At 73.7% G+C, this 25,231-nt stretch carries 24 protein-coding genes and 1 rRNA gene; 23 read left to right on the forward strand and 2 right to left on the reverse strand.

The features are described 5' to 3' along the window. Nucleotides 1-3: 3 nt before the first annotated feature. The 21 genes from rrf to P0Y31_RS05480 all read left to right on the forward strand — a co-directional run bounded on the left by rrf (nt 4) and on the right by P0Y31_RS05480 (nt 20,423). Nucleotides 4-120, forward strand: a 5S ribosomal RNA gene (gene rrf, locus P0Y31_RS05380). Between the two features lie 181 nt (nt 121-301). Beyond that, nucleotides 302-1,459, forward strand: coding sequence for a tetratricopeptide repeat protein (locus P0Y31_RS05385; RefSeq protein ID WP_275867152.1), 1,158 nt, complete (start codon nt 302-304; stop codon nt 1,457-1,459). Nucleotides 1,460-1,477: 18 nt separating this feature from the next. Continuing rightward, the gene (locus P0Y31_RS05390) at nt 1,478-2,491 is read left to right on the forward strand and encodes an HAD-IIA family hydrolase (protein WP_275868842.1); all 1,014 of its coding nucleotides are present in this window, start codon (nt 1,478-1,480) and stop codon (nt 2,489-2,491) included. A gap of 1 nt (nt 2,492) precedes the next feature. Then, on the forward strand, nt 2,493-3,278 hold the full coding sequence (locus P0Y31_RS05395) for a hypothetical protein (protein WP_275867154.1): 786 nt from the start codon (nt 2,493-2,495) through the stop codon (nt 3,276-3,278). Continuing rightward, entirely contained in the window at nt 3,275-3,529 is a 255-nt protein-coding gene (locus tag P0Y31_RS05400; protein ID WP_275867156.1) for a hypothetical protein, read from the forward strand. The genes P0Y31_RS05395 and P0Y31_RS05400 overlap by 4 nt, the downstream gene beginning before the upstream one ends. After that, nucleotides 3,526-4,338, forward strand: coding sequence for a TlyA family RNA methyltransferase (locus tag P0Y31_RS05405; protein ID WP_275867159.1), 813 nt, complete (start codon nt 3,526-3,528; stop codon nt 4,336-4,338). Before P0Y31_RS05400 ends, P0Y31_RS05405 begins: the two co-directional genes overlap by 4 nt. After that, a complete protein-coding gene (locus P0Y31_RS05410) occupies nt 4,339-5,271 on the forward strand; it encodes an NAD kinase (protein ID WP_275867162.1) in 933 nt (310 codons plus the stop codon). A gap of 84 nt (nt 5,272-5,355) precedes the next feature. Beyond that, complete coding sequence (recN, locus tag P0Y31_RS05415; RefSeq protein WP_275867165.1) at nt 5,356-7,119, forward strand: DNA repair protein RecN; 1,764 nt, start codon at nt 5,356-5,358, stop codon at nt 7,117-7,119. A gap of 139 nt (nt 7,120-7,258) precedes the next feature. Then, nucleotides 7,259-8,443, forward strand: coding sequence for a putative cytokinetic ring protein SteA (gene steA / locus P0Y31_RS05420; protein ID WP_275867168.1), 1,185 nt, complete (start codon nt 7,259-7,261; stop codon nt 8,441-8,443). Beyond that, the gene (locus P0Y31_RS05425; RefSeq protein ID WP_275867171.1) at nt 8,440-9,378 is read left to right on the forward strand and encodes a copper transporter; all 939 of its coding nucleotides are present in this window, start codon (nt 8,440-8,442) and stop codon (nt 9,376-9,378) included. The genes steA and P0Y31_RS05425 overlap by 4 nt, the downstream gene beginning before the upstream one ends. A gap of 6 nt (nt 9,379-9,384) precedes the next feature. After that, nucleotides 9,385-10,233: a hypothetical protein gene (locus P0Y31_RS05430; RefSeq protein ID WP_275867174.1), complete on the forward strand. Its 849-nt coding sequence runs from the start codon at nt 9,385-9,387 to the stop codon at nt 10,231-10,233. After that, nucleotides 10,230-11,879, forward strand: coding sequence for a lipid II flippase MurJ (locus tag P0Y31_RS05435; RefSeq protein ID WP_275867176.1), 1,650 nt, complete (start codon nt 10,230-10,232; stop codon nt 11,877-11,879). Before P0Y31_RS05430 ends, P0Y31_RS05435 begins: the two co-directional genes overlap by 4 nt. Continuing rightward, complete coding sequence (locus tag P0Y31_RS05440; protein ID WP_275867179.1) at nt 11,879-12,952, forward strand: glycosyltransferase; 1,074 nt, start codon at nt 11,879-11,881, stop codon at nt 12,950-12,952. Before P0Y31_RS05435 ends, P0Y31_RS05440 begins: the two co-directional genes overlap by 1 nt. 54 nt (nt 12,953-13,006) lie before the next feature. Continuing rightward, a complete protein-coding gene (locus tag P0Y31_RS05445; RefSeq protein WP_275808229.1) occupies nt 13,007-14,713 on the forward strand; it encodes a CTP synthase in 1,707 nt (568 codons plus the stop codon). Nucleotide 14,714: 1 nt separating this feature from the next. Further along, on the forward strand, nt 14,715-15,356 hold the full coding sequence (locus P0Y31_RS05450; RefSeq protein ID WP_275808226.1) for an NUDIX hydrolase: 642 nt from the start codon (nt 14,715-14,717) through the stop codon (nt 15,354-15,356). A gap of 22 nt (nt 15,357-15,378) precedes the next feature. Further along, nucleotides 15,379-15,789: a YchJ family protein gene (locus P0Y31_RS05455; RefSeq protein ID WP_275867181.1), complete on the forward strand. Its 411-nt coding sequence runs from the start codon at nt 15,379-15,381 to the stop codon at nt 15,787-15,789. Between the two features lie 126 nt (nt 15,790-15,915). Next, complete coding sequence (locus tag P0Y31_RS05460; protein WP_275867183.1) at nt 15,916-16,878, forward strand: GerMN domain-containing protein; 963 nt, start codon at nt 15,916-15,918, stop codon at nt 16,876-16,878. A 126-nt stretch (nt 16,879-17,004) separates the two neighbouring features. Next, a complete protein-coding gene (gene aspS, locus P0Y31_RS05465; RefSeq protein ID WP_275867185.1) occupies nt 17,005-18,798 on the forward strand; it encodes an aspartate--tRNA ligase in 1,794 nt (597 codons plus the stop codon). Nucleotides 18,799-18,950: 152 nt separating this feature from the next. After that, entirely contained in the window at nt 18,951-19,421 is a 471-nt protein-coding gene (locus P0Y31_RS05470) for a helix-turn-helix transcriptional regulator (RefSeq protein WP_275867187.1), read from the forward strand. Nucleotides 19,422-19,431: 10 nt separating this feature from the next. Beyond that, nucleotides 19,432-19,860, forward strand: coding sequence for a VOC family protein (locus tag P0Y31_RS05475; RefSeq protein WP_275867189.1), 429 nt, complete (start codon nt 19,432-19,434; stop codon nt 19,858-19,860). Then, nucleotides 19,860-20,423, forward strand: coding sequence for a class I SAM-dependent methyltransferase (locus P0Y31_RS05480; RefSeq protein WP_275867191.1), 564 nt, complete (start codon nt 19,860-19,862; stop codon nt 20,421-20,423). The genes P0Y31_RS05475 and P0Y31_RS05480 overlap by 1 nt, the downstream gene beginning before the upstream one ends. Nucleotides 20,424-20,426: 3 nt before the next feature. On the opposite strand, the gene P0Y31_RS05485 is transcribed toward P0Y31_RS05480, so the two are convergent. Continuing rightward, nucleotides 20,427-21,179, reverse strand: coding sequence for a GNAT family N-acetyltransferase (locus tag P0Y31_RS05485; protein WP_275867192.1), 753 nt, complete (start codon nt 21,177-21,179; stop codon nt 20,427-20,429). After that, on the reverse strand, nt 21,176-23,383 hold the full coding sequence (locus P0Y31_RS05490) for an MMPL family transporter (RefSeq protein ID WP_345803613.1): 2,208 nt from the start codon (nt 23,381-23,383) through the stop codon (nt 21,176-21,178). The genes P0Y31_RS05485 and P0Y31_RS05490 overlap by 4 nt, the downstream gene beginning before the upstream one ends. Before the next feature lie 100 nt (nt 23,384-23,483). On the opposite strand from P0Y31_RS05490, the gene P0Y31_RS05495 reads away from it, so the two are divergent. Both P0Y31_RS05495 and P0Y31_RS05500 read left to right on the forward strand, forming a co-directional pair. Continuing rightward, the gene (locus P0Y31_RS05495) at nt 23,484-24,800 is read left to right on the forward strand and encodes a replication-associated recombination protein A (RefSeq protein WP_275868846.1); all 1,317 of its coding nucleotides are present in this window, start codon (nt 23,484-23,486) and stop codon (nt 24,798-24,800) included. 39 nt (nt 24,801-24,839) lie between these two features. After that, entirely contained in the window at nt 24,840-25,226 is a 387-nt protein-coding gene (locus P0Y31_RS05500) for a DUF948 domain-containing protein (protein ID WP_275868849.1), read from the forward strand. Nucleotides 25,227-25,231: the final 5 nt, after the last annotated feature.

A 25,231-nucleotide genomic window follows, 5' to 3' on the forward strand; every position in this document is an offset into this window, starting at 1 on the left:
AGTTTCGGCTGTCATAGCGAAGGGGAAACGCCCGGTCCCATTCCGAACCCGGAAGCTAAGCCCTTCAGCGCCGATGGTACTGCACTGGTGACGGTGTGGGAGAGTAGGACGCAGCCGAACATACTTTCCGAAAAGGGGGCTCTGCAGCGCAGAGCCCCCTTTTTGCATTTCCCTGTCCGCGAACCGATCGGTCGTGGAAGGGGACCGGCGTATGCCGGCAGCGCACACCGGCCGCCGGTTCGGTCGGGGGCGAGCCGGTCCGTAGACTGCTGACCGATCCACTGCACACCGAGGAGACTTCGTGCCCGAGAACCAGCCCGGCCGACGAGACGACGCCCAGGGACGTCCCCCCAGGGGCGGTGGCCGCGCAGGGTCGGCCCGCGGCGGTGCCGCAGGTCGTGGCGGCAGCTCAGCCGGCCGCGGCGGCGGGAGCTACCGGGGCAGGGACGGCGACCAGCCCGGAGCCCGGCGCGGTGGTGCGGGCGCGGGTGGTGCGGGTGGTGAGCGCAGCGGCGACGGCAGGCGCGCGGGCGCCCCGCGCGGAGGCTCTGCGCGTGGAGGTGCTCCCCGTGGCGATGCCCGCGACGGCGGGCAGCGGGGAGCGCGCCCGGTCGGCACGTTCGACAACAGCGAGCGCCGCGGTGGCAGCAGGCTGGCCCCGAAGTCGCCTCGCCTGCCGGACCCCCGGATCGCCGAGGGCGTCACCGGCAAGGAGCTCGACCGGTCGGTCCACCAGCAGCTGCGGACCCTGAGCAAGGAGAACGCCGAGGGCGTGGCCCAGCACCTGGTGATGGTGGCTGCGATGCTCGAGGCCGATGACATCGCGGGCGCCGAGGCGCACGCAGAGACGGCGGTGCGCCGGGCCGGACGCGTTCCCGCTGCTCGTGAGGCGCTGGGGCTGGTCGCCTACCGCAAGGGCGAGTGGGCCCGGGCGCTGAGCGAGTTCCGCACCGCGCGTCGTCTCAGCGGCTCCTCGCACATGTTGCCCCTCATGGTGGACTGCGAGCGGGGCCTCGGACGCCCGGAGCGTGCACTGGAGCTGGCGACCTCGCCCGAGGCGCGGACCCTGACGCTCGAGGAGCGGATCGAGCTGGCGATCGTCATCTCCGGCATCCGGCGTGACCTGGGCCAGCCGGATGCGGCCGTCCTGGCGCTGCAGATCCCGCAGCTGAAGTCCGCGAGCCGCAAGCCGTGGTCGGCCCGCCTGGCGTACGCCTACGCCGACGCGCTGCTCGAGACCGGCGACGAGGGCAGGGCCCGCGACTGGTTCGCCCGGGCCGCGGACTTCGACGACGAGGGTGAGACCGACGCGGCCGACCGGCTCGCCGAGCTCGACGGTGTGGTGCTGGTGGACCTGCTCGAGGGCGAGGACGACGAGGCCGAGACCGGCCTCGAGGCCGAGGACGACGCCCGCGAGGGCCGGACCCCCCGGGGCGGCACGGCGGACGAGCGGGGCTGACCCGGGCCACCTGTGACGATGGCTCTCCTCGACCCCTACCTCGCCGTGGTGTGCGACCTCGACGGCGTCGTCTACCGCGGGCCGGCGCCGGTGCCCCATGCGGTGGACGCCCTGCGGGACTGCCCGGTCCCCGTCCTCTACGCCACCAACAACGCCTCGCGGACGCCTGAGGCGGTGGCCGAGCACCTCGTGGCCCTCGGGCTGGCGGTGGCTCCCGACGCGGTCGTGACCAGCTCGCAGGCCGCTGCCCGCTACGTCGCGCAACGGCTGCCGGCGGGCTCAGCCGTGCTGGCCGTCGGCGGCGAGGGCGTGCTGCACGCCCTGGGGGAGCTGGGCCTGGCTGCGGTGCCGGTGCGGAACGCCCGCGGGTCGGCTGCGACGTGGGCGGCGGTGGTGCAGGGCTATGGCGCCGACGTCTCGGCGTCCGACCTCGCGGAGGCCGCGTATGCCGTGCAGGCGGGAGCGCTGTGGGTGGCCACCAACACCGACCGGACCCTTCCCACCGACCGCGGCACGGCCCCCGGCAACGGGACCCTGGTGGCTGCCGTCGAGGCGGCGGTGGGCAGGCCGCCCGTGGTGGTCGGCAAGCCGCACGCGCCCCTCTACCTGCTCTGCGCGGAGCGGGTGTGCCACCGGCCGGAGGAGCTGCTCGCGGTCGGGGACCGCCTCGACACCGACATCGCGGGAGCCGTGGAGACCGGCATGGACTCCGCGCTCGTGCTGACCGGGGTCGACTCGGCCGTCTCGCTCGCGACGGCCCCGTCGTCCCAGCGTCCCACCTACCTCCTGGAGGACCTGCGAGGCCTGTCCACGGCATACACGCCGGCGGAGCGCGACCCCGACGGGTGGTGGGCGTGCGGGAGGCACCGCCGCCGCATCGTGGACGGCCGCTGGAAGGTCGAGGGGGAGCCCTCCGAACGCATCGAGGCCCTGCGCGCTGCCGTCGCCGCCGTCCACGAGGCGCTCGACGCCGGAGGGCTCGAGGCCGACGTCGCCCGCTCCCTGGTGTCGGATGCCGACCACCGGCAGTAGCGTGACCGCAGACGAGCGACAGCGGGTCGCCGAGGGAGGAGTCGTCATGGCGTTCGAGTACGTGCGGGGCTACGTGCAGCTGGCCTCCGGGCTGGGGGAGCTGACCAAGGCCCGGGCCACGGAGGCTGCCCAGGGCCTGCTGTCGCTGCCCGGCGCGGGGGAGGTGGGCAGGCGGGCCATGCAGGTGACCGAGTTCGCCGACCAGCTCCTCGAGGCGGCCCGCGCGAACAGGGAGAGCCTGCTGGCCCTCATCCGCAGCGAGGTGGAGTCGGCGCTGGGCCGCTCCGACGTCGTTCGCCTGGCCGACTTCGACCGGGCGCGCACGGCGCTGGCGGCCCTGACCCGTGAGGTCGACGACCTGCGTGCCTCCCTGATGGCCGAGGCCTCGCGCAGCCCGTTGGGGCGTGCCCTGCCCGGTGCGCCATCCCGAGCCACGGTGCCGTCAGCGGTGCAGCCTGCCACGGAGTCTGTCGCGGCCGCTGCCACGACCTCCGCGCCGACGACCCGTGAGACGACGCGGCCCGGCGCGAAGAAGACCGCCGCCAGGAAGAGTACGGCGAAGAAGACCTCGGCGAAGAAGGCGTCAGCACAGAGGACCGCCGCGAAGACCGCGGGGACGCAGACGGCGAAGAAGGCCGCCAAGAAAGCCACGGCGAAGAAGGCCACGGCCAAGAAGGGCACGGCGAAGAAGGCCTCGGCGAAGAGCACGGCGACCAAGGCCGCCTCGCCGACCCCGACCCCGAGCACCAGCGACAGCACGACCTCGAACGGAAACAGCCCCGCATGAGCGAGCACGTCCAGCAGCCCCAGCACCTCGAGGCAGGGGCGCCTACTCCCACGCCCACCCCCACACCGCCCCCGAAACCGGCGCCGCCGGGAGCGCCCTCGAGTGACGGCCCCACGGGTGACGCCCAGATCGACGCCGCCATTGCCGAGCTCGACGCTGCGGCTCCGGACGACCTCGACGCCCAGATCGAGGCCGGGCAGCGGGTGCACCGCACCCTCCAGTCGCGCCTGTCGGACCTCGGAGGGCAGTGAGCGGCACGAGCCGCCTCGACGCCGAGCTGGTGCGGCGCGGCATGGCCCGCTCACGCGGCCATGCCCGTGAGCTCATCGACGCCGGCCTGGTCGATGTCGCCGGCCGTCCCGCCACCAAGCCGGCCGCGCCGGTCGCGGCGGGGGACGAGGTGGCCGTCCGCGACGCCGGGCCCACCTGGGTGAGCCGGGCAGCCCACAAGCTCGTGGGCGCGGTCGAGGTGTTCGGCCCGCTGGGACTGGTCGTTGCTGGGAGGCACTGCCTCGACGTCGGCGCCTCGACCGGTGGGTTCACGCAGGTGCTACTGCACCACGGCGCCGCCCACGTGGTGGCCCTCGACGTCGGCCGCGACCAGCTGGCCCCGGCCGTGCGCGATGACCCGAGGGTGACCGAGCGCTCCCAGACGACCGTACGAGGGCTGACGGCCGACGACATCGGGGGAGCGGTGGACCTCCTCGTGGCCGACCTGAGCTTCATCTCGCTCACCCTCGTCCTCGACACCTTCCGCGGCCTGCTGCGCGACGACGGGGACGCCGTCGTGCTGGTCAAGCCGCAGTTCGAGGTCGGGCGCACCAGGCTGGGCAAGGGCGGGGTCGTGCGCACCCAGGGGGACCGCGCCTGGGCCATCACCGAGGTCGCCCGCGCTGCCGTCGCGGCCGGGTTGCATCCCCGCGCCCTGGCGGCCAGCCCGATCCATGGTGGCGAGGGCAACGCGGAGTACCTCCTGTGGCTGACCCCTCGTGCAGGCGAGTCCATGGGATGGGAGGCTCTGGTCAGCACCGCCGACCAGGTGACCCTGAAGGGAGTCTGAGTGAGCCCAGCCGAGCGCCGCCGCATCCTGCTCGTCGCCCACCCGCGACGCAAGGAGGCCCACGACCTCGCGGCCGGGGTGGTGCAACGCCTGCACGACGCGGGCATGGAGGTGGTGGTGCTGCCCGACGAGGCCGCCGCCGTCGACCTCGTGGGGAGCCCGAACGTCACCCTGGCCGACCCCGACAGCCCCGCCGTCGACTGCGAGCTGGTGTGTGTGCTCGGAGGGGACGGGACGATCCTGCGCGGTGCCGAGATGGCACGCGGCACGGGGGCGCCCCTGCTCGGGGTCAACCTCGGCCACGTCGGCTTCCTGGCCGAGGCCGAGCGGGAGGACCTCGACGCCACGGTCGAGCGCATCGTCTCGCGGGACTACACCGTGGAGGAGCGCATGACCCTCGAGGTCACGGTGCGCCACGACGGCGACCTCGTGTACTCCAACTGGGCGCTCAACGAGGCGTCGGTCGAGAAGGCTGCCCGGGAGCGGATGATCGAGCTGACCGTCGAGATCGACAGCCGGCCGTTGTCCACCTGGGGCTGCGACGGAGTGGTGATGGCCACGCCGACCGGCTCGACCGCCTACGCGTTCTCGGCCGGGGGGCCCGTGGTCTGGCCCGATGTCGAGGCCATGCTGCTGGTGCCCATCAGCGCCCACGCCCTGTTCGCGCGCCCCATGGTGGTCGGGCCCAACAGCCACCTCGCGCTCGAGGTCGTCCCCTCGACCGAGGGCACGGGGGTCCTGTGGTGCGACGGGCGCCGGGCCGTCGACCTGCCGCCGGGCGCGCGCATCGAGGTGGTCAGGTCCGAGACCCCCGTGCGCCTCGCGCGGCTCACCTCGTCGCCGTTCACCGACCGCCTCGTCGCCAAGTTCGCGCTGTCGATCCACGGCTGGCGGGGAGCGGCTCGCGCCGCCGCGGGGGCCGCCGGGGGCTGATCCGGCCACCGGGCGCCGGCCGCCCGGCACCGCTGCGCTGTGTCGTGACCGGCACCGTCGGGGCGGTGTGTCAGTCTTGGGCGCGTGCTGCAGGAGATCCGCATCCAGAACCTCGGCGTCATCGACGACGCCGTGCTGGAGCTGCACCCCGGACTCAACGTCGTCAGCGGCGAGACGGGCGCCGGCAAGACCATGGTCGTCTCCGGCCTGGGGCTGCTGCTCGGGGCCCGCGCCGATGCCGGGCTGGTCCGTGCCGGCGCCCGTGCCGCGGCGGTCGAGGGCGTGGTCGACCTGCCCGCCGACCACGCGGCCGCTCGCCGAGCCGCCGAGGCGGGCGCCGACACCGACGAGGGGTTGGTGCTGCTGCGCACGGTGTCCGCCGAGGGCCGCTCACGGGCCCACGTCGGTGGCCGCACCGCGCCGGTCGGGGTGCTGTCCGAGATCGGCGAGCACCTCGTGGCGGTGCACGGCCAGGCCGACCAGTGGCGGCTGCGCCAGCCCGACCAGCACCGCGCCCTGCTCGACCAGTACGCCGGGGAGCCGGTCGCCGAGGCGCTGGCCCGCTACCAGGAGCTGTACGACGAGCACGACCGCGTGCGCCGCGAGCTGGCCGAGCTCACCGAGGCGGCGCGTGACCGGGCCCGCGAGGTCGAGATCCTCCAGGTCGGGCTCGAGCAGATCGAGGCGCTCGACCCCCAGCCGGGCGAGGACTCCGAGCTGCGCGTCGAGGACGAGCGGCTCAGCCACGCCGAGGGCCTGCGGGCCGGGGCCGAGACGGCCCGGGCGCTGCTCGCCGGGGCCGAGGAGGAGTATGCCGCCCAGACGGCCCCGAACGTCATCGGCGCCATCGCCGACGCCCGGGCCGCACTGGGCGGCCTCGTCGAGCACGACCCCGCGCTGCGCGAGCTCGACCGGCGCCTCGCCGACCTCGGCTACCTCGCCGCCGACCTCGGGGCGGACCTCACCGGCTACGTGTCCGACATCGAGCTCGACCCTGCCCGCCTGGCCTGGGTGCAGCAGCGCCGGGCCGACCTCGGCGGGCTGATGCGCAAGTACGGCGACAGCGTCGACGAGGTGCTCGAGTGGGGACGCCGGGCGGCGGCCCGGCTCGACGTGCTGCTGAACGCCGAGGACGCCCTCGCCGGGCTCGGCGCCCGGCTCGAGGCCCTCCGGGCCGACCTCGCGGAGGCGGCCGCCACGCTGACGAGCGCCCGCCGCCGGGCCGCCACCGGGCTCGCCGAGGCCGTCACGGGCGAGCTTGCCCACCTCGCGATGGGCAAGGCGGTGGTGGAGGTGGGTGTCTGTGACCGGGCCGCACCGGACGGCCTGCTGCTGGCGGGTCGAGACGAGCCGGTCCGCTTCACCCGCCAGGGCGTCGACGACGTCGAGATCCTGCTGGCCGCCAACCCGGGCGCCCCGGCACGGTCGGTCGCCAAGGCCGCGTCCGGTGGTGAGCTGTCGCGGGTCATGCTCGCCCTCGAGGTGGTGACCGGGGCCCGTGGCTCGGGCGAGGTGCCGACCTTCGTCTTCGACGAGGTCGACGCGGGCGTCGGGGGACGGGCCGCGCTCGACATCGGTGCCCGGCTGGCCGCGCTGGCCCGGCACGCCCAGGTGATCGTGGTCACGCACCTTGCCCAGGTCGCGGCCTTCGCCGACCGCCACCTCGTGGTCACCAAGAGCAGCGACGGCCATGTCACCTCCAGCGGCGTCGCCGCGGTCGAGGGCGACGCCCGGCTGCGCGAGCTCGCCCGGATGATGGCTGGCGTCGACAGCGACACGGCGGTCGAGCACGCGGGCGAGCTGCTGGCCCAGGCCGGCGAGCGGCGTGAGGCGGCGGCCACCGCGTAGCGCACCGGTACCGCCCCGGAGCCGGCCCCGAGCGCGGTCGTGGGTTCCGCCGCGCAGGGTCGCAGCAGGGGTCTGCGTCACACCCGGGCCCCCGCGTGTGCGTACGGCATACCGATCACGGCATGGCACGATGGGTTCGATGCCTTTGAAGATCCCCCGCCAGCGTGCCCGCGAACCGGAGAGCCCCGGTGTCCGCGGCACTGCGCGCGTCGACCCCCGCACGAAGAACCTGACCAAGCGGCTGCGCCCCGGCGAGATCGCCGTCATCGACCACCAGGACATCGACAAGGTCAGCGCCGAGGCCCTGCTGGCCTGCCGGCCGGCGGCGGTGGTCAACGCGTCGCCGTCGATCTCGGGGCGCTACCCGAACCTCGGCCCTGAGATCCTGGTCGAGGCGGGCATCCCGCTGGTCGACAACGCCGGCAAGGCCGTCATGCACGACGTGCGCGAGGGCCAGCACGTCCGCGTCGACGGGGGCGAGATCCTGGTCGACGACACCGTGGTGGCCCGCGGCACCGCCTTCGACCTCGAGCAGGTCGAGGCCGCCATGACCGAGGCGCGCGCGGGCCTCGCCGTGCAGCTCGAGGCGTTCGCCGCCAACACGATGGAGTACCTCCGGCGCGAGCGCGAGCTCCTGATCGACGGCGTCGGCGTGCCCGACATCACGACCGACCTCGACGGGCGGCACGCCCTCGTCGTCGTGCGCGGGTACCACTACAAGGAGGACCTGCAGACCCTCAAGCACTACATCCGCGAGTACCGCCCGGTGCTGATCGGTGTCGACGGCGGCGCCGACGCGCTCGTCGAGGCCGGCCTGAAGCCGGACATGATCGTCGGCGACATGGACTCGGTGTCGGACTCCACGCTGCGCAGCGGCGCCGAGATCGTGGTGCACGCCTACCGGGACGGCAACGCGCCGGGCCTGGAGCGGGTGCGCCGCCTCGGCGTGGAGCCGGTCGTCTTCCCGGCCACCGGCACCAGCGAGGACGTCGCGATGCTGCTGGCCGACGACAAGGGCGCTGAGCTGATCGTGGCGGTGGGCACGCACGCCACCCTGGTCGAGTTCCTCGACAAGGGCCGCTCCGGCATGGCGAGCACGTTCCTGACCCGGCTGCGGGTCGGCGGCAAGCTCATCGACGCCAAGGGCGTCAGCCGCCTCTACCGTTCGCGCATCTCCAACCTGTCCCTCGCCGTCATGCTCCTCGTGGGCCTGTCGGCGCTCTTCGCCGCCCTCTGGGCGACCCCGGGCGGACACGCCTTCCTGCAGGTCATCGGGGCACGCTGGGACGACCTCTGGTCCTTCATCGTAGGAATCTTCACGTGATCGATTTCCGGTACCACCTCGTCTCCATCGTCTCGATCTTCCTGGCCCTGGCCGTGGGGATCGTGCTCGGTGCCGGCCCGCTGAAGGAGGACATCGGCAACACGCTGACCTCCGAGGTCAACCGGCTGCGGGAGGACCGCACCCAGCTGCGGGCGCAGCTCGAGGAGGCCGACAAGGCCGCCCAGGCCCGCGACGACTTCACCGAGGCGAGCAACAAGTCCCTCCTCGCCGGACGGCTCCAGGACAGCACCCTGACCGTCGTGGTGCTGCCCGGCGCCGACGAGAACCTCGTGAAGGCGACGACGAGCAGCCTGGCCCTGGCGGGCGCGAAGATCGGCTCGACGGTGACGGTGCTCGACAGCTGGGTGGACCCGGACAAGCAGACCTTCCGCTCGACCCTGGGCGACCAGCTCGCGCCGAGCGTCCAGGTGCCGGTCGACGAGGGCGGAAACATCCTCGACGACGTGCTGGCCCGGGCCCTGCTCACCAAGGCGGGCGGCAACGGCGCGGGCAGCGCCGCGGCCCTGGAGGGCCTGCGCACCGGCGACCTGATCCGCTACACCCCCGACGACATCGAGGTCGCCACCGGTGCGGTCGTCATCGGCGGCCCGGTGAGCGGTGGCACCGCGGCGGAGCGCACGGAGCGGGCCGAGGCGCTGAGCAGCCTGGCCGGCGCGCTGGACGCCGCCGGCAGCGGGGCCGTCCTCGTGGCGCAGGACGCCGCGGCCAGCGACAGCCCCCAGACCTCGGTCGTGGCGGTGGCACGCCAGGAGGCGGACCAGGCCAAGGAGCTGTCCACGGTCGACAACGGGGCGATTCCCATGGGCCAGGCCAGTGTCGTCTTCGGGCTCCTCGAGCAGTTCGCCGGCAACGTGGGCCAGTACGGCCTCGGCGCCGACGCGACGGCCGCGTTCCCGACCCTGGCGACGAAGTAGCACCACGTGACCCGCAGAGCCCTGCTGGCCGGAGGCATCGCCGGGGCGGCCGCCGTGGCCGCCCTGCGCCTGCTGCGCGCCGCCCCGCCCGGTGGCGCTGCCGCATGGGAGCGCACCAACCACGCAGGCCGGACCGTGACCCTGCTGGAGGGACCGGCCTACGTGTCGGGGGCGGCGGCGGGCGCCCTCGCCGTCGCGACCGGACCGGCAGGGGCCGTCGCGCCAGTGCTCGCCACGGTCTCGGCGGGCGGGTTCGGCGCCCTCGACGACCTGGCCGGCGACTCCCGGAGCAAGGGCCTCAAGGGCCACCTGGGCGCGCTGGCCCGCGGTGAGGTCACCACGGGCGCGGTGAAGATCCTCGGGCTGGGCCTCACCGGCCTGATCTCGGCCGCGCTGGTCGACCGCTCGACCCGCAGGTCCGCCGGGGCCGACACGAGCGGTCGTCGGCCGACGACCCTCGACACGCTCGTGGGGGGCGCGGTCATCGCCGGCGCGGCCAACCTGCTCAACCTGCTCGACCTGCGCCCGGGGCGCGCGCTCAAGGTCACCGTGCTGGCCGGGACGCTGCTCGCGACCGACGCCCGCAGCGAGGCGGCGGCAGGGGCCGCCGTCGGCGCGGCGGCCGCGCTGCTCGGGCCCGACCTGGCCGGGGAGTCCATGCTCGGCGACACCGGGGCCAACAGCGCCGGGGCCCTGCTGGGCACCGCCCTGGTGCAGCGCAGCGGCCGTGGCGCGCGCCTCGGGGCCCTCGCCGTGCTGGCGGGACTGACCCTGGCGTCGGAGCGGGTCAGCTTCACGAAGTTCATCGAGTCCACCCCCGTCCTGCGCGAGCTCGACGCGCTGGGTCGCCGATGAGCGCAGAGTCCGCGGGGAGGGAGCGACCCGCGCCCCGCGGCGTGACGACCTCGATCGCCCGCGCGGCCGGCATCATCGCCGTGGCCACCCTGCTCGCCCGGGTGGCCGGTTTCGTCCGCACCCTGGTGTTCTCCGACAGCGTCGGCACCTCGGGCGTGGGGTCGGTCTACCAGACGGTCAACACGATCCCCAACGCCGTCTTCGAGGTTGCCGCGGGAGGGGTGCTGGCCGCCGCCGCCGTGCCGCTCGTCGCCGGCCAGCTGGGCGCGGGCCGTCACGAGGACGCCGACCAGACGTCCTCCGCGCTGCTCACCTGGGCCGTGGCGGTGCTCCTGCCGCTGTCGGCGCTGCTGGCGCTCGCCGCCCCCGCGCTGAGCGCGTTCATGCTCGGGGACCGGTACTCCCAGGAGGCCGTGGACCTCGGCACCCGGATGCTGGTGGTCTTCGCGCCGCAGGTCGTGCTCTACGGCATCGGCATCGTGCTGACCGGCGTTCTGCAGGCCCGGCGCAGCTTCCTCGCCCCCGCGCTGGCCCCGCTGCTCTCGAGCCTGGTCGTCATCGCCGCGTACGTCACCTACGGCCAGCTCACCGAGGCCGACGGCTCCCCGGAGTCCGTCTCGGGCGCCGCCGTGCTGGTGCTCGCCGGCGGAACCACCCTGGGGGTCGCGGTGCTGAGCCTGCCGCTGTTCGTGCCGGCTTGGCGCGCCGGTGCGCGCCTGCGCCCGACGTTCCGCTTCCCGGAGGGCACCGTCCGGCGGGTCGGAGCCCTGGCCGGAGCCGGGGTGCTGGCGCTGGTGGCCCAGCAGGCTGCCGTGCTGGCAACGCTCTGGCTCGCCAACAACCGGGGCGGACAGGGCGCCGTCAACGTCTACGCCTACGTCCAGGCCGTCTACCTGCTGCCCTACGCCCTGCTGGCCGTGCCGATCGCGACGTCCGCCTTCCCGGCCCTCGCCCACGGCGAGGGGGCCGGGGTCCGGGAGCAGGGCACGCTGGCCCGCTCGCTGCAGGCCATCCTCCTGCTGTGCGGCGGGGCGGCGGCCGTGCTGGTGGCTGTGGCCCGACCCGTCGGCGCGTTCTTCGCGTCCCTCGACCGTGGTGCCGACCTGGGGGGCGGGGAGGCCCTCGCCGCCATGCCCGCGACCCTCGTGGCCTACGCGCCCGGCCTGGTCGGCTTCGGCGCGGCGGCCCTGCTGACCCGTGCCCTCTACGTGCGGGGCCGGCCGGCCCTGGCCGCGCTCGCCGTGGCAGGCGGCTGGCTCGTGGCGGCCCTCTGGCCCCTGTTGACGCTCCCCGACGACGCCGGCCCGTCGGGCACGCTGCGCAGCCTGGGTGCCGCGTCGTCGGTCGGCATGACCCTGTCCGCCGTCGCGCTCGGCGTGCTCGTCCGGCGGGCGTGGGGGCTCGAGGCCACCCGGGGTGCGGGCCGGACCCTCGGCGCCGTGGTCGTGTCCGCCGCGGTCGCCGGCGGTGTCGGCGACGTGCTCGCCTTCTACTGGGACGCCTCCGGACTGGCCGGGGCGGTGGTCGCCGGCGTCGTCGTGGCGGTGGCCGTCACCGTGCTCTACCTGGCGGTCATGGTCGTGGCCGACCGGCAGGCCATGCAGGCTGCCCTGGCACGCGGCCGCCGGCGCCGGGGGAGGCCCTGATGCGCATCCTGCTGGTGCTCGGCACGAGCGCCGGGGGAGTGGGGCGCCACGTCCACGGGCTCACCTCGGGCCTGGTGGCCGGCGGCCACTCCGTGGTCGTCGCCTGTCCGCCGGAGGTGGAGGACCGGTTCGGCTTCGGCGCCACCGGCGCCAGGCACGTGCCGCTCACGGTCACCGACCGGCCGCACCCGCTGCGCGACCTGCGTGCGATGTCCACCCTCGGAGACCTGCTGCGGCACGCCGACGTCGTGCACGCGCACGGGCTGCGGGCGGGGGCGCTGGCCTCCCTGGCAGCCACGGGGTCGCAGGCTCCGGTCGTCGTCACCCTCCACAACGCCGCCCCGGGTGGACGCCTCACCGGCAGGCTGTATGCCGTGCTGGAGCGGGTCGTGGCCCGCCGGGCCACCCTCGTGCTCGGGGTCTCCGACGACCTCGTCGACCGGATGGCCCACCTGGGCGCCCGCGTCGGCGGCCTCGCCGTGATCCCCGGGCCGCCGCCACCGACGGGCACCGTGGACGCCGCGGCCGTCCGAGACGACCTGGGTGTGCCGCCCGGGCAGGTCCTGGCCGTGGTCGTAGCGCGCCTGGCGCCGCAGAAGGGGCTGCACCTGCTGCTCGACGCCGTCGCCCTCGTGCCCGACCTGCCGCTGACCGTGGTGGTGGCCGGCGAGGGGCCCCTTGGGGTGGAGCTGAGCGACCGCATCGCTGCAGACGGCCTGCCCGTGCGCCTGCTCGGGCACCGTGACGACGTGCCCGCCCTCTGCGCGGCTGCCGACCTCGTGGTCTCCAGCGCCGTGTGGGAGGGTCAGCCCATCAACCTCCAGGAGGCCCTGCACGCCGGAGCGGCCATCGTGGCCACTGACGTGGGCGGCTCTGCCGCAGTCCTCGGTGACGCCGCGGTGCTCGTGCCGGGAGGCGACGCGCACGCGCTCGCCGACGGCATACGGCTCCTCGTCACCGACGAGGGGGAGCGGGCGCGCCGACGGTCCCTGTCGCGCCGGCGGTCCCTGACGCTGCCCACGGAGGCCGACGCCGTGGTCGCCGCCCTCGAGGTCTACGAGTCCGTCACGTGACGCGCGGCGAGCCCTGGCTCGGCGGGCTCGCTCGATGACGTAGAGTTAAAGCCCGTGGTGCAGACGAAACACATCTTCGTGACCGGAGGCGTCGCCTCTTCGCTCGGCAAGGGCCTGACGGCCTCCAGCCTCGGACACCTGCTCCGCGCGCGCGGCCTGCGTGTGACCATGCAGAAGCTCGACCCGTACCTCAACGTGGATCCGGGCACCATGAACCCGTTCCAGCACGGTGAGGTCTTCGTGACCGAGGACGGTGCCGAGACCGACCTCGACATCGGCCACTACGAGCGGTTCCTCGACAGCAACCTCCACGGCACGGCGAACGTCACGACCGGGCAGGTCTACAGCCAGGTCATCGCCAAGGAGCGGCGCGGGGAGTACCTCGGTGACACCGTGCAGGTCATCCCGCACATCACCAACGAGATCAAGGAACGGATGCGCGCCGAGGCGGCGGGCTCGCCCCTCGCCCCGAAGGGTGAGCCGGCCCCGGACGTCATCATCACCGAGATCGGCGGCACGGTCGGCGACATCGAGTCGCTGCCCTTCCTCGAGGCCGCCCGCCAGGTGCGCCACGACGTGGGCCGCGACAACGTCTTCTTCCTGCACGTCTCGCTCGTGCCCTACCTCGCCCCCAGCGGCGAGCTGAAGACCAAGCCCACGCAGCACTCGGTGGCAGCCCTGCGCCAGGTCGGCATCCAGCCCGACGGCCTCGTGCTGCGGGCCGACCGTGAGATCCCCGAGAACATCAAGCGCAAGATCTCGCTCATGTGCGACGTCGACGCCGAGGCGTGCGCCGCCGCGGTCGACGCGCCGAGCATCTACGACATCCCGAAGGTGCTGCACGCCGAGGGCCTCGACGCCTACGTCATCCGCCGCCTCGGACTGAACTTCCGCGACGTCGACTGGACCGACTGGGACCTGCTGCTCCGCCGGGTGCACAACCCCGAGCACACCGTGGAGATCGCGCTCGTGGGCAAGTACGTCGACCTGCCCGACGCCTACCTCTCGGTGACCGAGGCCATGCGCGCGGGCGGGTTCCACCACGACGCCAAGGTGAAGATCCGCTGGGTGGCCAGCGACGACTGCCAGACCGAGGCTGGCGCGCAGAAGGCGCTCGGCGGCGTGGACGCCGTGCTCGTGCCCGGCGGGTTCGGCGTCCGTGGCATCGAGGGCAAGCTCGGTGCGCTGAGGTGGGCGCGGGAGCGCGAGGTGCCCACTCTGGGCATCTGCCTTGGCCTGCAGTGCATGGTCATCGAGTACGCCCGCAACGTCGCCGGCATCGAGGGCGCGTCGTCCACCGAGTTCGACCCGCAGACCCCCGCGCCGGTCATCGCCACGATGGAGGAGCAGAAGGCGTTTGTCGAGGGCGCCGGCGACCTCGGGGGCACGATGCGGCTCGGCTCGCAGCCGGCCACGCTCGTCGAGGGCTCGGTCGTCGCCGAGGCCTACGGCACCACGACGGTGCACGAGCGGCACCGGCACCGCTACGAGGTCAACAACGAGTACCGCCCCCAGCTCGAGGCGGCAGGGCTCGTGATCAGCGGCACGCACCCCGACCTCGGGCTCGTCGAGTTCGTCGAGCTGCCGCGAGACGTGCACCCCTACTACGTCTCGACCCAGGCGCACCCGGAGTTCAAGTCGCGCCCGCACCGGGCCCACCCGCTGTTCGCCGGGCTGGTCGGGGCGGCCATCGACCGGCAGCGCCAGTCGCGGCTGCTCGACGTCGAGCGGCCGCGCGAGACCGCCGACGCCACCGCCTGACGTGCCCGGCGCCGACGAGGAGCTCGCCGACCGGATCGTGCACCGGCCGATCGTGCGGTCGGAGGTCGTGCACCACGGGATGGTGTGGGACGTCCTGCGCGAGACGGTCGACCTCGGCGAGGCGGGCGAGGTCACGCGCGAGTTCGTGCGGCACCCCGGCGCCGTCTCGGTGGTGGCCCTCGACGACCGGGACCGCGTCGTCCTCCTGCAGCAGTACCGCCACCCCGTGCGGGTGCTGGAGTGGGAGGTGCCCGCCGGCCTGCTCGACGTCGACGGCGAGGACCCGTGGGTGGCCGCCGCCCGCGAGCTCCACGAGGAGGCCGACCTGCAGGCGCAGGAGTGGCATGTCCTCGTCGACTACTTCAGCTCCCCGGGCGGCGTGGACGAGGCGCTGCGGGTCTACCTCGCGCGTGGCCTCAGCCACGTCCCGGAGGACGACCGGCACGAGCGCGAGGGGGAGGAGCTCGGTATGCCGGCGCGCTGGGTCGACCTCGACGAGGCCCAGGACGCGGTGCTCGCCGGGCGGATCCACAACCCCAGTGCCGTTATCGGGATCCTCGCTGCCCACGCCGCACGCGAGCGCGGCTGGGCGACCCTGCGGCCCCACGACGCGCCGTGGCCCGAGCACCCCGCCCGACGCTGACCGGCCGGCAGCGGGGCACCGGATGAGCAGCGCGTTCGGCGGCGGCCCCGGCACCCTCGACCCGTGCCCGTGCGGTTCCGGGGCGCCCTACGACCGCTGCTGCGGCGCGCTCCACCGCGGTGAGGCGGTCGCGTCGACGGCCGAGCAGCTGATGCGCAGCCGGTACGCCGCATACGCCCGCGGGCTCGAGGACTACCTGCTCGCGACCTGGCACCCGGCGACCCGACCGGTTTCGCTGGCGCTCGACCCCGCCGTCGAGTGGCTGCACCTCGAGGTGCTCGGCGTCTCCGGTGGAGGGGAAAGCGACGACCACGGCGAGGTCGAGTTCACCGCCCACCACCGTGAGCGTGGCCGGCGCGGCAGCCTGCACGAGCGGAGCCGCTTCACCCGGCGGGGCGGTCGCTGGCTCTACCTCGAGGGCGCCGTCGACTGAGGCTCTCGCCCAGGAGCACGACAGGACCTTCGTCCCTCAACCCCGGACGTCCTCAGCGCGTCCAAAGGGCGCAGGGGGACGAGGTGCCGTGGCCGCAGTGCCCGGCGGACGAAGGCGGTGGAGTCGATGTCGAACAGCCAGACGGTCTCGGGCCCGGGCGGGCCCGATGCGGGTGCCGGACGGTCACGGTGGTTGTGGCCCGTCCTGGCGGCGGCCACGGTGCTGGTGCTGGTGGCAGTGGCGGTGCTCTTCCTGGGAGACGGCAACGGCGGCGACGGGCCGGGGGCGGGCGCCACCACGTCGACCCCGACCGCCACGGGCTCGGCGAGCCCTTCGGCGACGAGCACCACCGCCACGCCGTCAACGACGACCGCCACGCCCTCGTCGCCGGTGCCCGGCCAGCTGACGGTGCCGGTCTACTACGTGGTCGACGTGGAGGGCGTCGGCCCGCGGCTGTACCGCGAGTTCCACCGCGTCCCCGCCACGGGCGACCCGGTGTCGGCCGCAGTGACCGAGATGTTCACCGGCGCCCCGCGGGACCCCGACTACCAGTCGCTGTGGCCCACCTCGACGCGCGTGCTGTCGGTCGAGCGTCTCGGCGCCGGTGTCGTGCAGGTCGACGTCTCCGGCTTCGTGCAGCTCGGTGCCTCCTTCGAGGGTGCCGCGGTGCAGCAGCTGGTGCACACGGCCACCGCGGCCGAGCCGTCGAACACGCAGGTGAAGCTGCTGGTCAACGGAGCCACCCCGCCGTCGGGGCACATGGACTGGTCGGAGCCGGTGAAGCGGTCCGCACCGCTCGAGACCCTCTCCAACGTGTGGATCCTGGCCCCCGTCCAGGGCGCCACGGTGTCGTCGCCGGTGGCCATCAAGGTCTACGGCACGGGGTTCGAGGGCAACGTCCCGCTCAAGGTCTTCAAGGCCGGCACCGAGGTCGCCTCGACCCAGGTCACGACGATGATGGGCGGCTACCGGGAGGCCGGGACGAGCATCGAGCTGCCGGCCGGCAGCTATGAGCTGCGGGCCTACAACGACAGCGGCAAGGACGGCAGCCTGAAGCTGTGGGACAGCAAAGCCTTCACCGTGCGGTGACGGAGGCCGGGTGAGACCGGCCGGACACCCGGCATACGGGCTGCGGTTCGTATGCCGGGCACGGCCTTCCGTAGGATGGGCGGGTTGTCCGCATCACCCACAGCCCCCGACCCGAAGGAACCACTCGTGCTCCGCACCCATGAGGCCGGCACCCTGCGTGCCGACCACTCCGGCCAGACCGTCACGCTCACGGGCTGGGTCGCCCGTCGGCGCGATCACGGCGGAGTGGCGTTCCTCGATCTGCGGGACGCCTCCGGCGTCGCCCAGGTCGTCGTGCGCGACGAGGTGCTGACCGAGGGCGACGCCCACGACCTGCGCAACGAGTACGTCGTCAAGGTCGTCGGCGAGGTGCGGCTGCGCCCGGAGGGCAACGCCAACCCCGACCTGCCGACCGGTGAGATCGAGGTCATCGCCGAGCGCATCGAGGTGCTCAACGAGAGCGCCCCGCTGCCCTTCCAGATCGACGAGCGCGTCACCGTCGGCGAGGAGGCCCGGCTCAAGCACCGCTACCTCGACCTGCGCCGCCCCGGCAACGGGTCCGCCGGGTACGCGCTGCGCCTGCGCTCGAAGGTCAACGCCGCGGCCCGCACCGTGCTCGCCGAGCGTGACTTCGTCGAGATCGAGACCCCGACCCTGACCCGGTCGACGCCCGAGGGCGCCCGCGACTTCCTGGTGCCCGCGCGCCTGGCCCCCGGCAGCTGGTACGCCCTGCCGCAGAGCCCGCAGCTGTTCAAGCAGCTGCTCATGGTCGCCGGCATGGAGCGCTACTACCAGATCGCGCGCTGCTACCGCGACGAGGACTTCCGCGCCGACCGCCAGCCGGAGTTCACCCAGCTCGACATCGAGATGTCGTTCGTCGAGCAGGAGGACGTGCTCGAGCTCGGCGAGGCGATCGTCAGCGCCATCTGGCGGCTCGTCGACGTCGACCTCAAGGCGCCGTTCGAGCGGATGACCTACCACGAAGCCATGCGCCGCTTCGGCACCGACAAGCCCGACCTGCGCTTCGGCAACGAGCTCGTGGAGTGCACCGAGTTCTTCAAGGACACGACGTTCCGAGTCTTCCAGCAGGAGTACGTCGGCGCGGTCGTCATGCCCGGCGGCGCCTCCCAGCCGCGCAAGCAGCTCGACGCCTGGCAGGAGTGGGCCAAGCAGCGCGGCGCCCGGGGCCTGGCCTACGTGCTGGTCCAGGAGGACGGCACCCTCGGCGGTCCGGTGGCCAAGAACCTCAGCGACACCGAGCGTGAGCGCCTGGCCGCCCACGTCGGTGCCCAGCCGGGCGACTGCATCTTCTTCGCGGCCGGCGCCACGAAGGCCTCGCGAGCCCTGCTCGGCGCCGCCCGGCTCGAGATCGGCCGGCGCTGCAACCTCATCGACGAGGACGCCTGGTCGTTCCTGTGGGTGCTCGACGCGCCGATGTTCGAACCGACGGCAGAGGCAACGGCCTCGGGCGACGTGGCGCTCGGCTACAGCGCGTGGACCGCGGTGCACCACGCCTTCACGTCGCCGAAGAAGGAGTTCGAGGACACCTTCGACACCGACCCGGGCGCGGCGCTCGCGTACGCCTACGACATGGTCTGCAACGGCAACGAGATCGGTGGCGGCTCGATCCGTATCCACCGCCGTGACGTCCAGGAGCGGGTCTTCGAGGTCATGGGCCTGTCGGAGGAGGAGGCGCAGGAGAAGTTCGGCTTCCTGCTCGACGCCTTCCAGTACGGCGCCCCGCCGCACGGCGGCATCGCCTTCGGCTGGGACCGCATCGTGGCCCTGCTCGCCGGGTCCGAGTCGATCCGCGACGTCATCGCCTTCCCGAAGTCCGGTGGCGGCTACGACCCGCTGACCGCTGCGCCCGCTCCCATCACCCCGGAGCAGCGCAAGGAGGCCGGCGTCGACGCCACGCCGGAGCCGCGCGAGCAGGGCTGACCCCTGGCTGCACGAGCCGCTGGGTGCGCAGGCCTCCCGGTGCCACGCTGGTGGCGCCGGGAGGCCTGTGTCGTTCCCCGGGCGGCTCCCGGCAACACGCGACCTGCGTCGGGGTGACACGGTGCACCCCTGACCTGCGTCACCATGTGAAGGTGCCGGAGGAGACCAGGCGAGCGCCGACCGACGTCCTGGTGCACCTGCGCCGGGCGCGAGACCTCGCCGACCTCGAGTTCGCCGAGCCGCTCGACCTCGACCGCCTCGCCGGCGTCGCGGGGCTCTCGAAGTTCCACTTCCTGCGGCTCTTCCGGGCCACCTACGGCGTCACGCCGGGGGAGTACCTCTCGAGGCGGCGGATCGAGCGCGCGCAGGACCTGCTCCGGGCCACCAACCTGACCGTGACGGAGGTCTGCCACGCGGTCGGCTTCAACAGCCTGGGCTCGTTCAGCAGCCGGTTCCGCACGGTGGTGGGCGAGAGCCCGAGCGAGTTCCAGGCCCGCTACGCGGCTGCTGGGGCGCCCCACATCCCCGGCTGCTTCGTCTTCATGTGGGGCCTCGCCGAGCGCGACGCCCGGGCGACCGGCTCAGCAATCGAGGAGAAGCCCGCGGCCGACCCGCAGCCCTAGCGTGGAGCCCATGATCACCAACATCTCCATCGTCAGCGTCTTCGTGAAGGACATCGACGAGTCGAAGAAGTTCTACACCGACGTCCTGGGCTTCCAGGAGAAGGACGACATCACCCTGGGGGAGGGCTACCGCTGGTGCACCGTGGTGCACCCGAGCCAACCCGAGCTCAACGTCAGCCTCGCCATCCCCGGTCCGCCCCACTCGCCGGAGTTCGTCGAGGCCATGAAGCGCGCACAGGACCAGGGCAGCATGCACGGCCTCGGGCTCAACGTCGACGACTGCCAGAAGACCTACGAGGAGCTCTCGGCCCGTGGCGTCGAGTTCCTCCAGCCCCCGTCCGAGCGGCCCTACGGCGTCGAGGCCGTCTGCCGCGACAACTCGGGCAACTGGCTCGTGCTCGTCGAGCCCCGCGACTACACGCCGGCCGACTTCGCCTGATGCCGGGCGGGGGTCCAGGGCGGGGCACGGGCGCGCGCCCCGCCGTCCCCGACCGGATCCGGTATGCCGTGGGCGGCCTCGGCCTGCACCCGGACAGCCGGGTGCTCGAGGTCGGCGGGGGCAACGGCGTCGCGGCGTCGGTGATGGTGCCCGTCCTGCGTGCCGGGGAGGGCCTCCTGCTCGGCGTGGACCGCTCGGCCGTGGCCACCGCTGCGGCGACGGCTCGCAACGCCGCGGCCGTCGCCGCAGGGACGGCGGCTTTCGTGACGGCGGAGCTCGCCGACCTCGACCCCGCGGCGCACGGCCGTTTCGACCGGGTGCTGGGGGTCAACGTCAACGTCTTCTGGACCGCGTCGGCCGCGCGGGAGCTGGCAGTGCTCGAGCGCGTCCTCGACGCCGACGGTGAGCTGCACCTCGTCTACCAGCCGCCTTCCGTCGGTCGTCGGGCGCCACTGCGGGCCGCTCTGGTCGCGAACCTCGAGCGGGCGGGCTGGAGGGCCGACGTCGACGTGCCGGACGGTGAGCCGCCGCTGCTGCGGGTCGTCGCACGACCCCCGCGGTGACGGTCAGCGGGTGACCAGTCGGCGGCTGGACCAGAGGTGGTCGCCGGTGAAGCCGAGGCCGTGGTAGACCCGTCGGGCCACGTCGTTGTCGGAGTACATGCCCAGGGTGCACACGCCGCTGTCCGCGATCGCTGCGCGGGTCAGGGCCGCCGTCACCGCAAGGCCCAGGCCGGTGCCCCGCGCCGAGGGGTGCACGGTGATGCCGGCCAGCAGGGGGTGGCCGGCCACGTTCGTCTCGCGCACGCCGCAGGCCAGGAGCCGGCCCTCGTCGTCACGCGCCCCGAGCCAGTGCTGGCCGGGGTGGTGGAAGGGTCGGGCGTCGGTGCGTGGGTTGGCCTCGTCGAGGAGGGCGGCGATGTCGGGGAGGTCCTCCTCCGAGAGGGGGACGAGGCGGTCCTCGCCGGGCACGCGCGGTGGCGACGCCACGGCATACATCCACTCCCACTCGTCGCCGTCGCCGATCGGCAGGTGCGGGGCGACGGCGGGCAGCGAACCGCGCTGCACCGTGACTCCGGACAGGTCGCCCGGGTGCAGTGCCTGCGCCGCCATGGCGGCGACGAGCCGGCCCGCGTCGTCCGGTGGCCCCATCACGAGCAGCCCGAGCCGGCGGGTGTGCGTCTGGCGCGGCAGCGCCACGGCCGCGCCGAGCGCCCAGGCCGGGTGCTCGAGCGGTGCCGGGATGTCGTAGCGGATGAAGGGGCTGCCGCCGGACGCGTCGAGCAGCTCGGCGTGGGTGCCCAGCTCGCGCAGGGTCACTCGGTGATCCCGAAGCGCGCGTGCAGCCGCCGCAGCCGGGCCGGCGCCCACCAGTTCCAGTCACCGAGGACCGCCATGGTCGCCGGCACCAGGAGCATGCGGACCAAGGTGGCGTCGATGAGCACGGCGACCGCGAGGCCGACGCCCGTCTGCTTGATGACCAGCAGCTGGCCGGCCACGAAGCCGGAGAACACGATGACCACCAGCAGCGCCGCCGAGGTGATGATGCGGCCCGAGCGCTGCAGGCCCATCACGACGGCGTCGTCGTTGCTGTAGCCCTGCTCGTGCAGCTCGACGATGCGCGAGAGCAGGAACACCTCGTAGTCCATCGACAGGCCGAAGCCGAACGCGAGGATCAGCAGGGGGATCATCGACTCGAGCGCGCCCACCGAGTCGAACCGCAGCAGGCCCTCGAGGTGCCCCTGCTGGAACACCCACACGAGCACCCCGAGGCTGGCGCCGAGCGAGACGACGTTGATGAGCAGGGCCTTGATCGGGATGACGACAGACCCGGTCATGAGGAACAGCAGCACGAGCGTCGCGATCGCCACCAGGGCGAAGGCGATGACGGCCCGGTCGAACATCGAGTCCGTGAAGTCCTGCAGTGCCGAGGCCTGGCCGACGACGTAGGTCGGGAAGTCGGGCCGGTCCGCCTGGAGGGCCCGGACCATCTCGCGGGCGCCGTCGTCGAGGGGGCCGCCGGGGACGTCGATGCCGATGGTGCTCAGCTGGTCGTTGACCCGCTGCGGTGTGGCCGTGACCTCCTGCCCGTCGAGGGTGGGGAGGTCACGGGCGTACTCGGCGGCCTGCTCGGGCGTGCTCTGCGCGACCACCCGCAGGTCGGGCCCGTTGAGGGTCGGGTAGTGCTCGGCGAGGTCCTCGAAGAAGACCCGCTGGGCCGCGTCGCGGGGGAGCAGCTCGGCACCCGAGGAGGTCAGCCGCATGTCGAGGGCCGGCAGGGCGAGGAACACCAGCAGCCCGAGCACCCCGGCGATGATGGGGACGGGCCGGTCGTGCACCCAGATGGCCAGCCGGGAGAACACCCCGTGCTCCGGCGCCTCCTCGGTGCCCTTCCTCAGCAGCCTGCGCGCTCCCAGGGCCGCGAGGGCAGGGATGAGGGTGATGGCCACCAGGATGGCCACCAGCACGACGGACAGGGCGGCCGAGCCGATGGCCCGCATGATCGGCGCCTCGAAGACGAGCAGTCCGCCCAGGGAGATGGCGACGGTGAGCCCGGAGAAGATGACGGTGCGGCCGGCCGCGTCGACGGTGCGGGCCGTCGCGTCGACCACCATCTGCTGGGGGATGTCCCTGGCCGGCATGCCCCTGGCCCGGGCCCGCAGCTCCTCGCGGAACCGGCTGACGGTGAGCAGGCCGTAGTCGATGCACAGGCCCAGCCCGAGGACGGTGACCACGTTGACGACGGTGGCGTCGAGGTCGATGAGGTAGGAGAAGCCCAGCAGCGAGGCCAGCGCCCCGCCGATCGCCGCGACCGCGCCCAGGACAGGCATGCCCGCCGACACGAAGCCGCCGAAGACGACGACCATGAGCAGGAAGCTGACCGGCAGGGCGACGCCCTCCCCGGTGCGCAGGTCCTGCTCCACCTGGTGCGTGATGTCGTCGATCAGCTCGGTGAGGCCGCCGGTCTGGCCCGTCGCGCCCGGCAGGGCCTCCACCATGGCGTCGAGCTCGCGGTCGACCTGCGCCCGCACCCGCTCGCCCTCGGTGCCGCTGAGGTCGGGGTCGAGGGACACGACCGTGAGGAACCCGTCCGAGCCGGGGTCCTCGTCCTTGAGGAAGGCCTTGGCCTGCGGGCTCTGCAGGCCCTCGGGGACCACGTAGGGCATACCCACGCTCTCGACGCCCTCGATCTCCGAGATCGTCCGTGCGGTCGCCACCGCCGTCCGCGCGACCTCGGGGGAGTCCGCGTCGACGCCCGAGACCTGGAGCATGTACCGGTCGGTGGCCGCCTCCCCGGCCTCCGTGAGCAGGTCGCGACCGGTGAGGTTCTCGCCGCTGACGGTCGGCTCGCCCGACTCGAGCCGGTCGAAGAGCGACTGGTCGGTGAAGACCCCGAGGGCGCTGCCGAAGGCTGCGACCACGGCGAGCAGCCAGACGGTCACGACGACCCGCGGGTGACGGGCCATCGACGCGCCGAGGTGGGAGAGCGCCGAGTTGCGGCGGTCGGGGTGCAGGTCGGTCACGGGAGATAGCCTGCCACCCGTGGGTATCGAGGCAGGTGACGACCTCTTCGCCTCGTCGACGGCGCAGCGCCGCGACGGTGGTGCAGGCTCCGACGCGTCGCTGCCGCCGCTGGCGGTGCGGATGCGTCCACGCTCGCTGGAGGAGGTGCGCGGGCAGGCCGACGTGCTGCGGCCGGGCAGCCCGTTGCGGCGGCTCATCGAGGGCTCCGGCGGCGCGGCTGGCCCGCTCTCGGCGATCATCTGGGGCCCGCCGGGCACCGGCAAGACGACGCTGGCCCACCTCGTGGCGACGGCGGCGGACCGCCGGTTCGTGGAGCTGAGCGCGGTGACCGCCGGGGTCAAGGACGTGCGGGCGGTGATGGACCAGGCCGCGCGCGAGCGCGACCTGTACGACCGCCAGACCGTGCTGTTCCTCGACGAGATCCACCGGTTCACCAAGGCCCAGCAGGACGCCCTCCTCCCGGGCGTGGAGACCCGGCAGGTCGTCCTCGTGGCGGCCACCACCGAGAACCCCTCGTTCTCCGTCATCGCCCCGTTGCTGTCCCGCTCCATGCTCATCACCCTCGGGCCGCTGTCCGAGCAGGAGGTGGCCGAAGTGCTCGACTCGGCGGTCGCCGACGAGCGGGGCCTGGCCGGCGAGCTCACCCTGGCCGAGGAGGCCCGCGCGCACCTCGTGCGCGTCGCCGGCGGCGACGCCCGCCGGGCCCTGACCTCGCTCGAGGCGGCGGCGGGGGTCGCCCTCGACGACGTCGCCCCCGGTTCGCAGGACGAGGGTCCCGTGCCGATCACGCTCGCCCACGTGGAGCAGGCGGTGGCCCACGCCATGGTCCGCTACGACAAGACGGGCGACCAGCACTACGACGTGGCGTCGGCGCTCATCAAGTCGATGCGCGGCTCCGACGTCGACGCCTCCCTCCACTACCTGGCGAGGATGCTCGAGGCGGGGGAGGACCCCCGCTTCATCGCCCGGCGCATCGTCATCGCCGCGAGCGAGGACGTCGGCATGGCCGACCCGACGGCACTGCAGACCTCGGTGGCCGCCATGCAGGCCGTCGCCCAGATCGGCATGCCCGAGGCCCGGCTCATCCTGGCCCAGGCGGTGGTGCACAACGCGCTCGCACCCAAGAGCAACGCGGCATACCTCGGCATCAACGAGGCGATCGCCGACGTGCGGGCCGGGCGCGGCGGGCAGGTGCCCGCGCACCTGCGCGGCAGCGGGTATGCCGGTGCGGCCAGGCTCGGGCACGGAAAGGGCTACCAGTACGCCCACGACGCGCAGGACGCCGTCGCGCGACAGCAGTACCTGCCCGACGACCTGCACGGCGCGACCGACTACTACCGGCCCACCGGCCGCGGGTTCGAGGAGCGGCTCGCCGCGCGGTGGGCGTGGCTGAAGACCCGCCTCGGCCGCGACTGAGCAGGTGCGCGGCCAACCGGTAGGGTTGCCGGCATGGATGTGAGTTTGGGCGATATCGCCGGAATGATCGCGGCCCTGGCGTTCGCGTTTCTCGTGTTCCGCCTCGGCAGCGTGATCGGCAAGGCCGGCAAGGTGCTCGACGAGACGCGCCTCAGCGTGCGCAGCACCACCGAGAACGTCCAGCCCACCCTGATCAAGCTGACCGACACGGTCTCCCTCACCAACGAGCAGCTCACGCGGGTGGACGGGATCACCACCAACGTCTCGGCGATCACGACCAACGCCAGCGCCCTGACGGCGCTCTTCGCGGCCACGTTGGGCTCGCCCGTCGTCAAGGTCGCCGCCTTCACCTACGGCGTGCGCACCGCCCTGTCCGGCTCGGCCCGCTCGGGCCGGGGCACCCGCGGCCGCCGGCGCAGGGGCTGATCGCC

Origin of the sequence: Knoellia sp. 3-2P3 (assembly GCF_029223115.1) — a bacterium.
Taxonomy (GTDB): domain Bacteria; phylum Actinomycetota; class Actinomycetes; order Actinomycetales; family Dermatophilaceae; genus Pedococcus_A.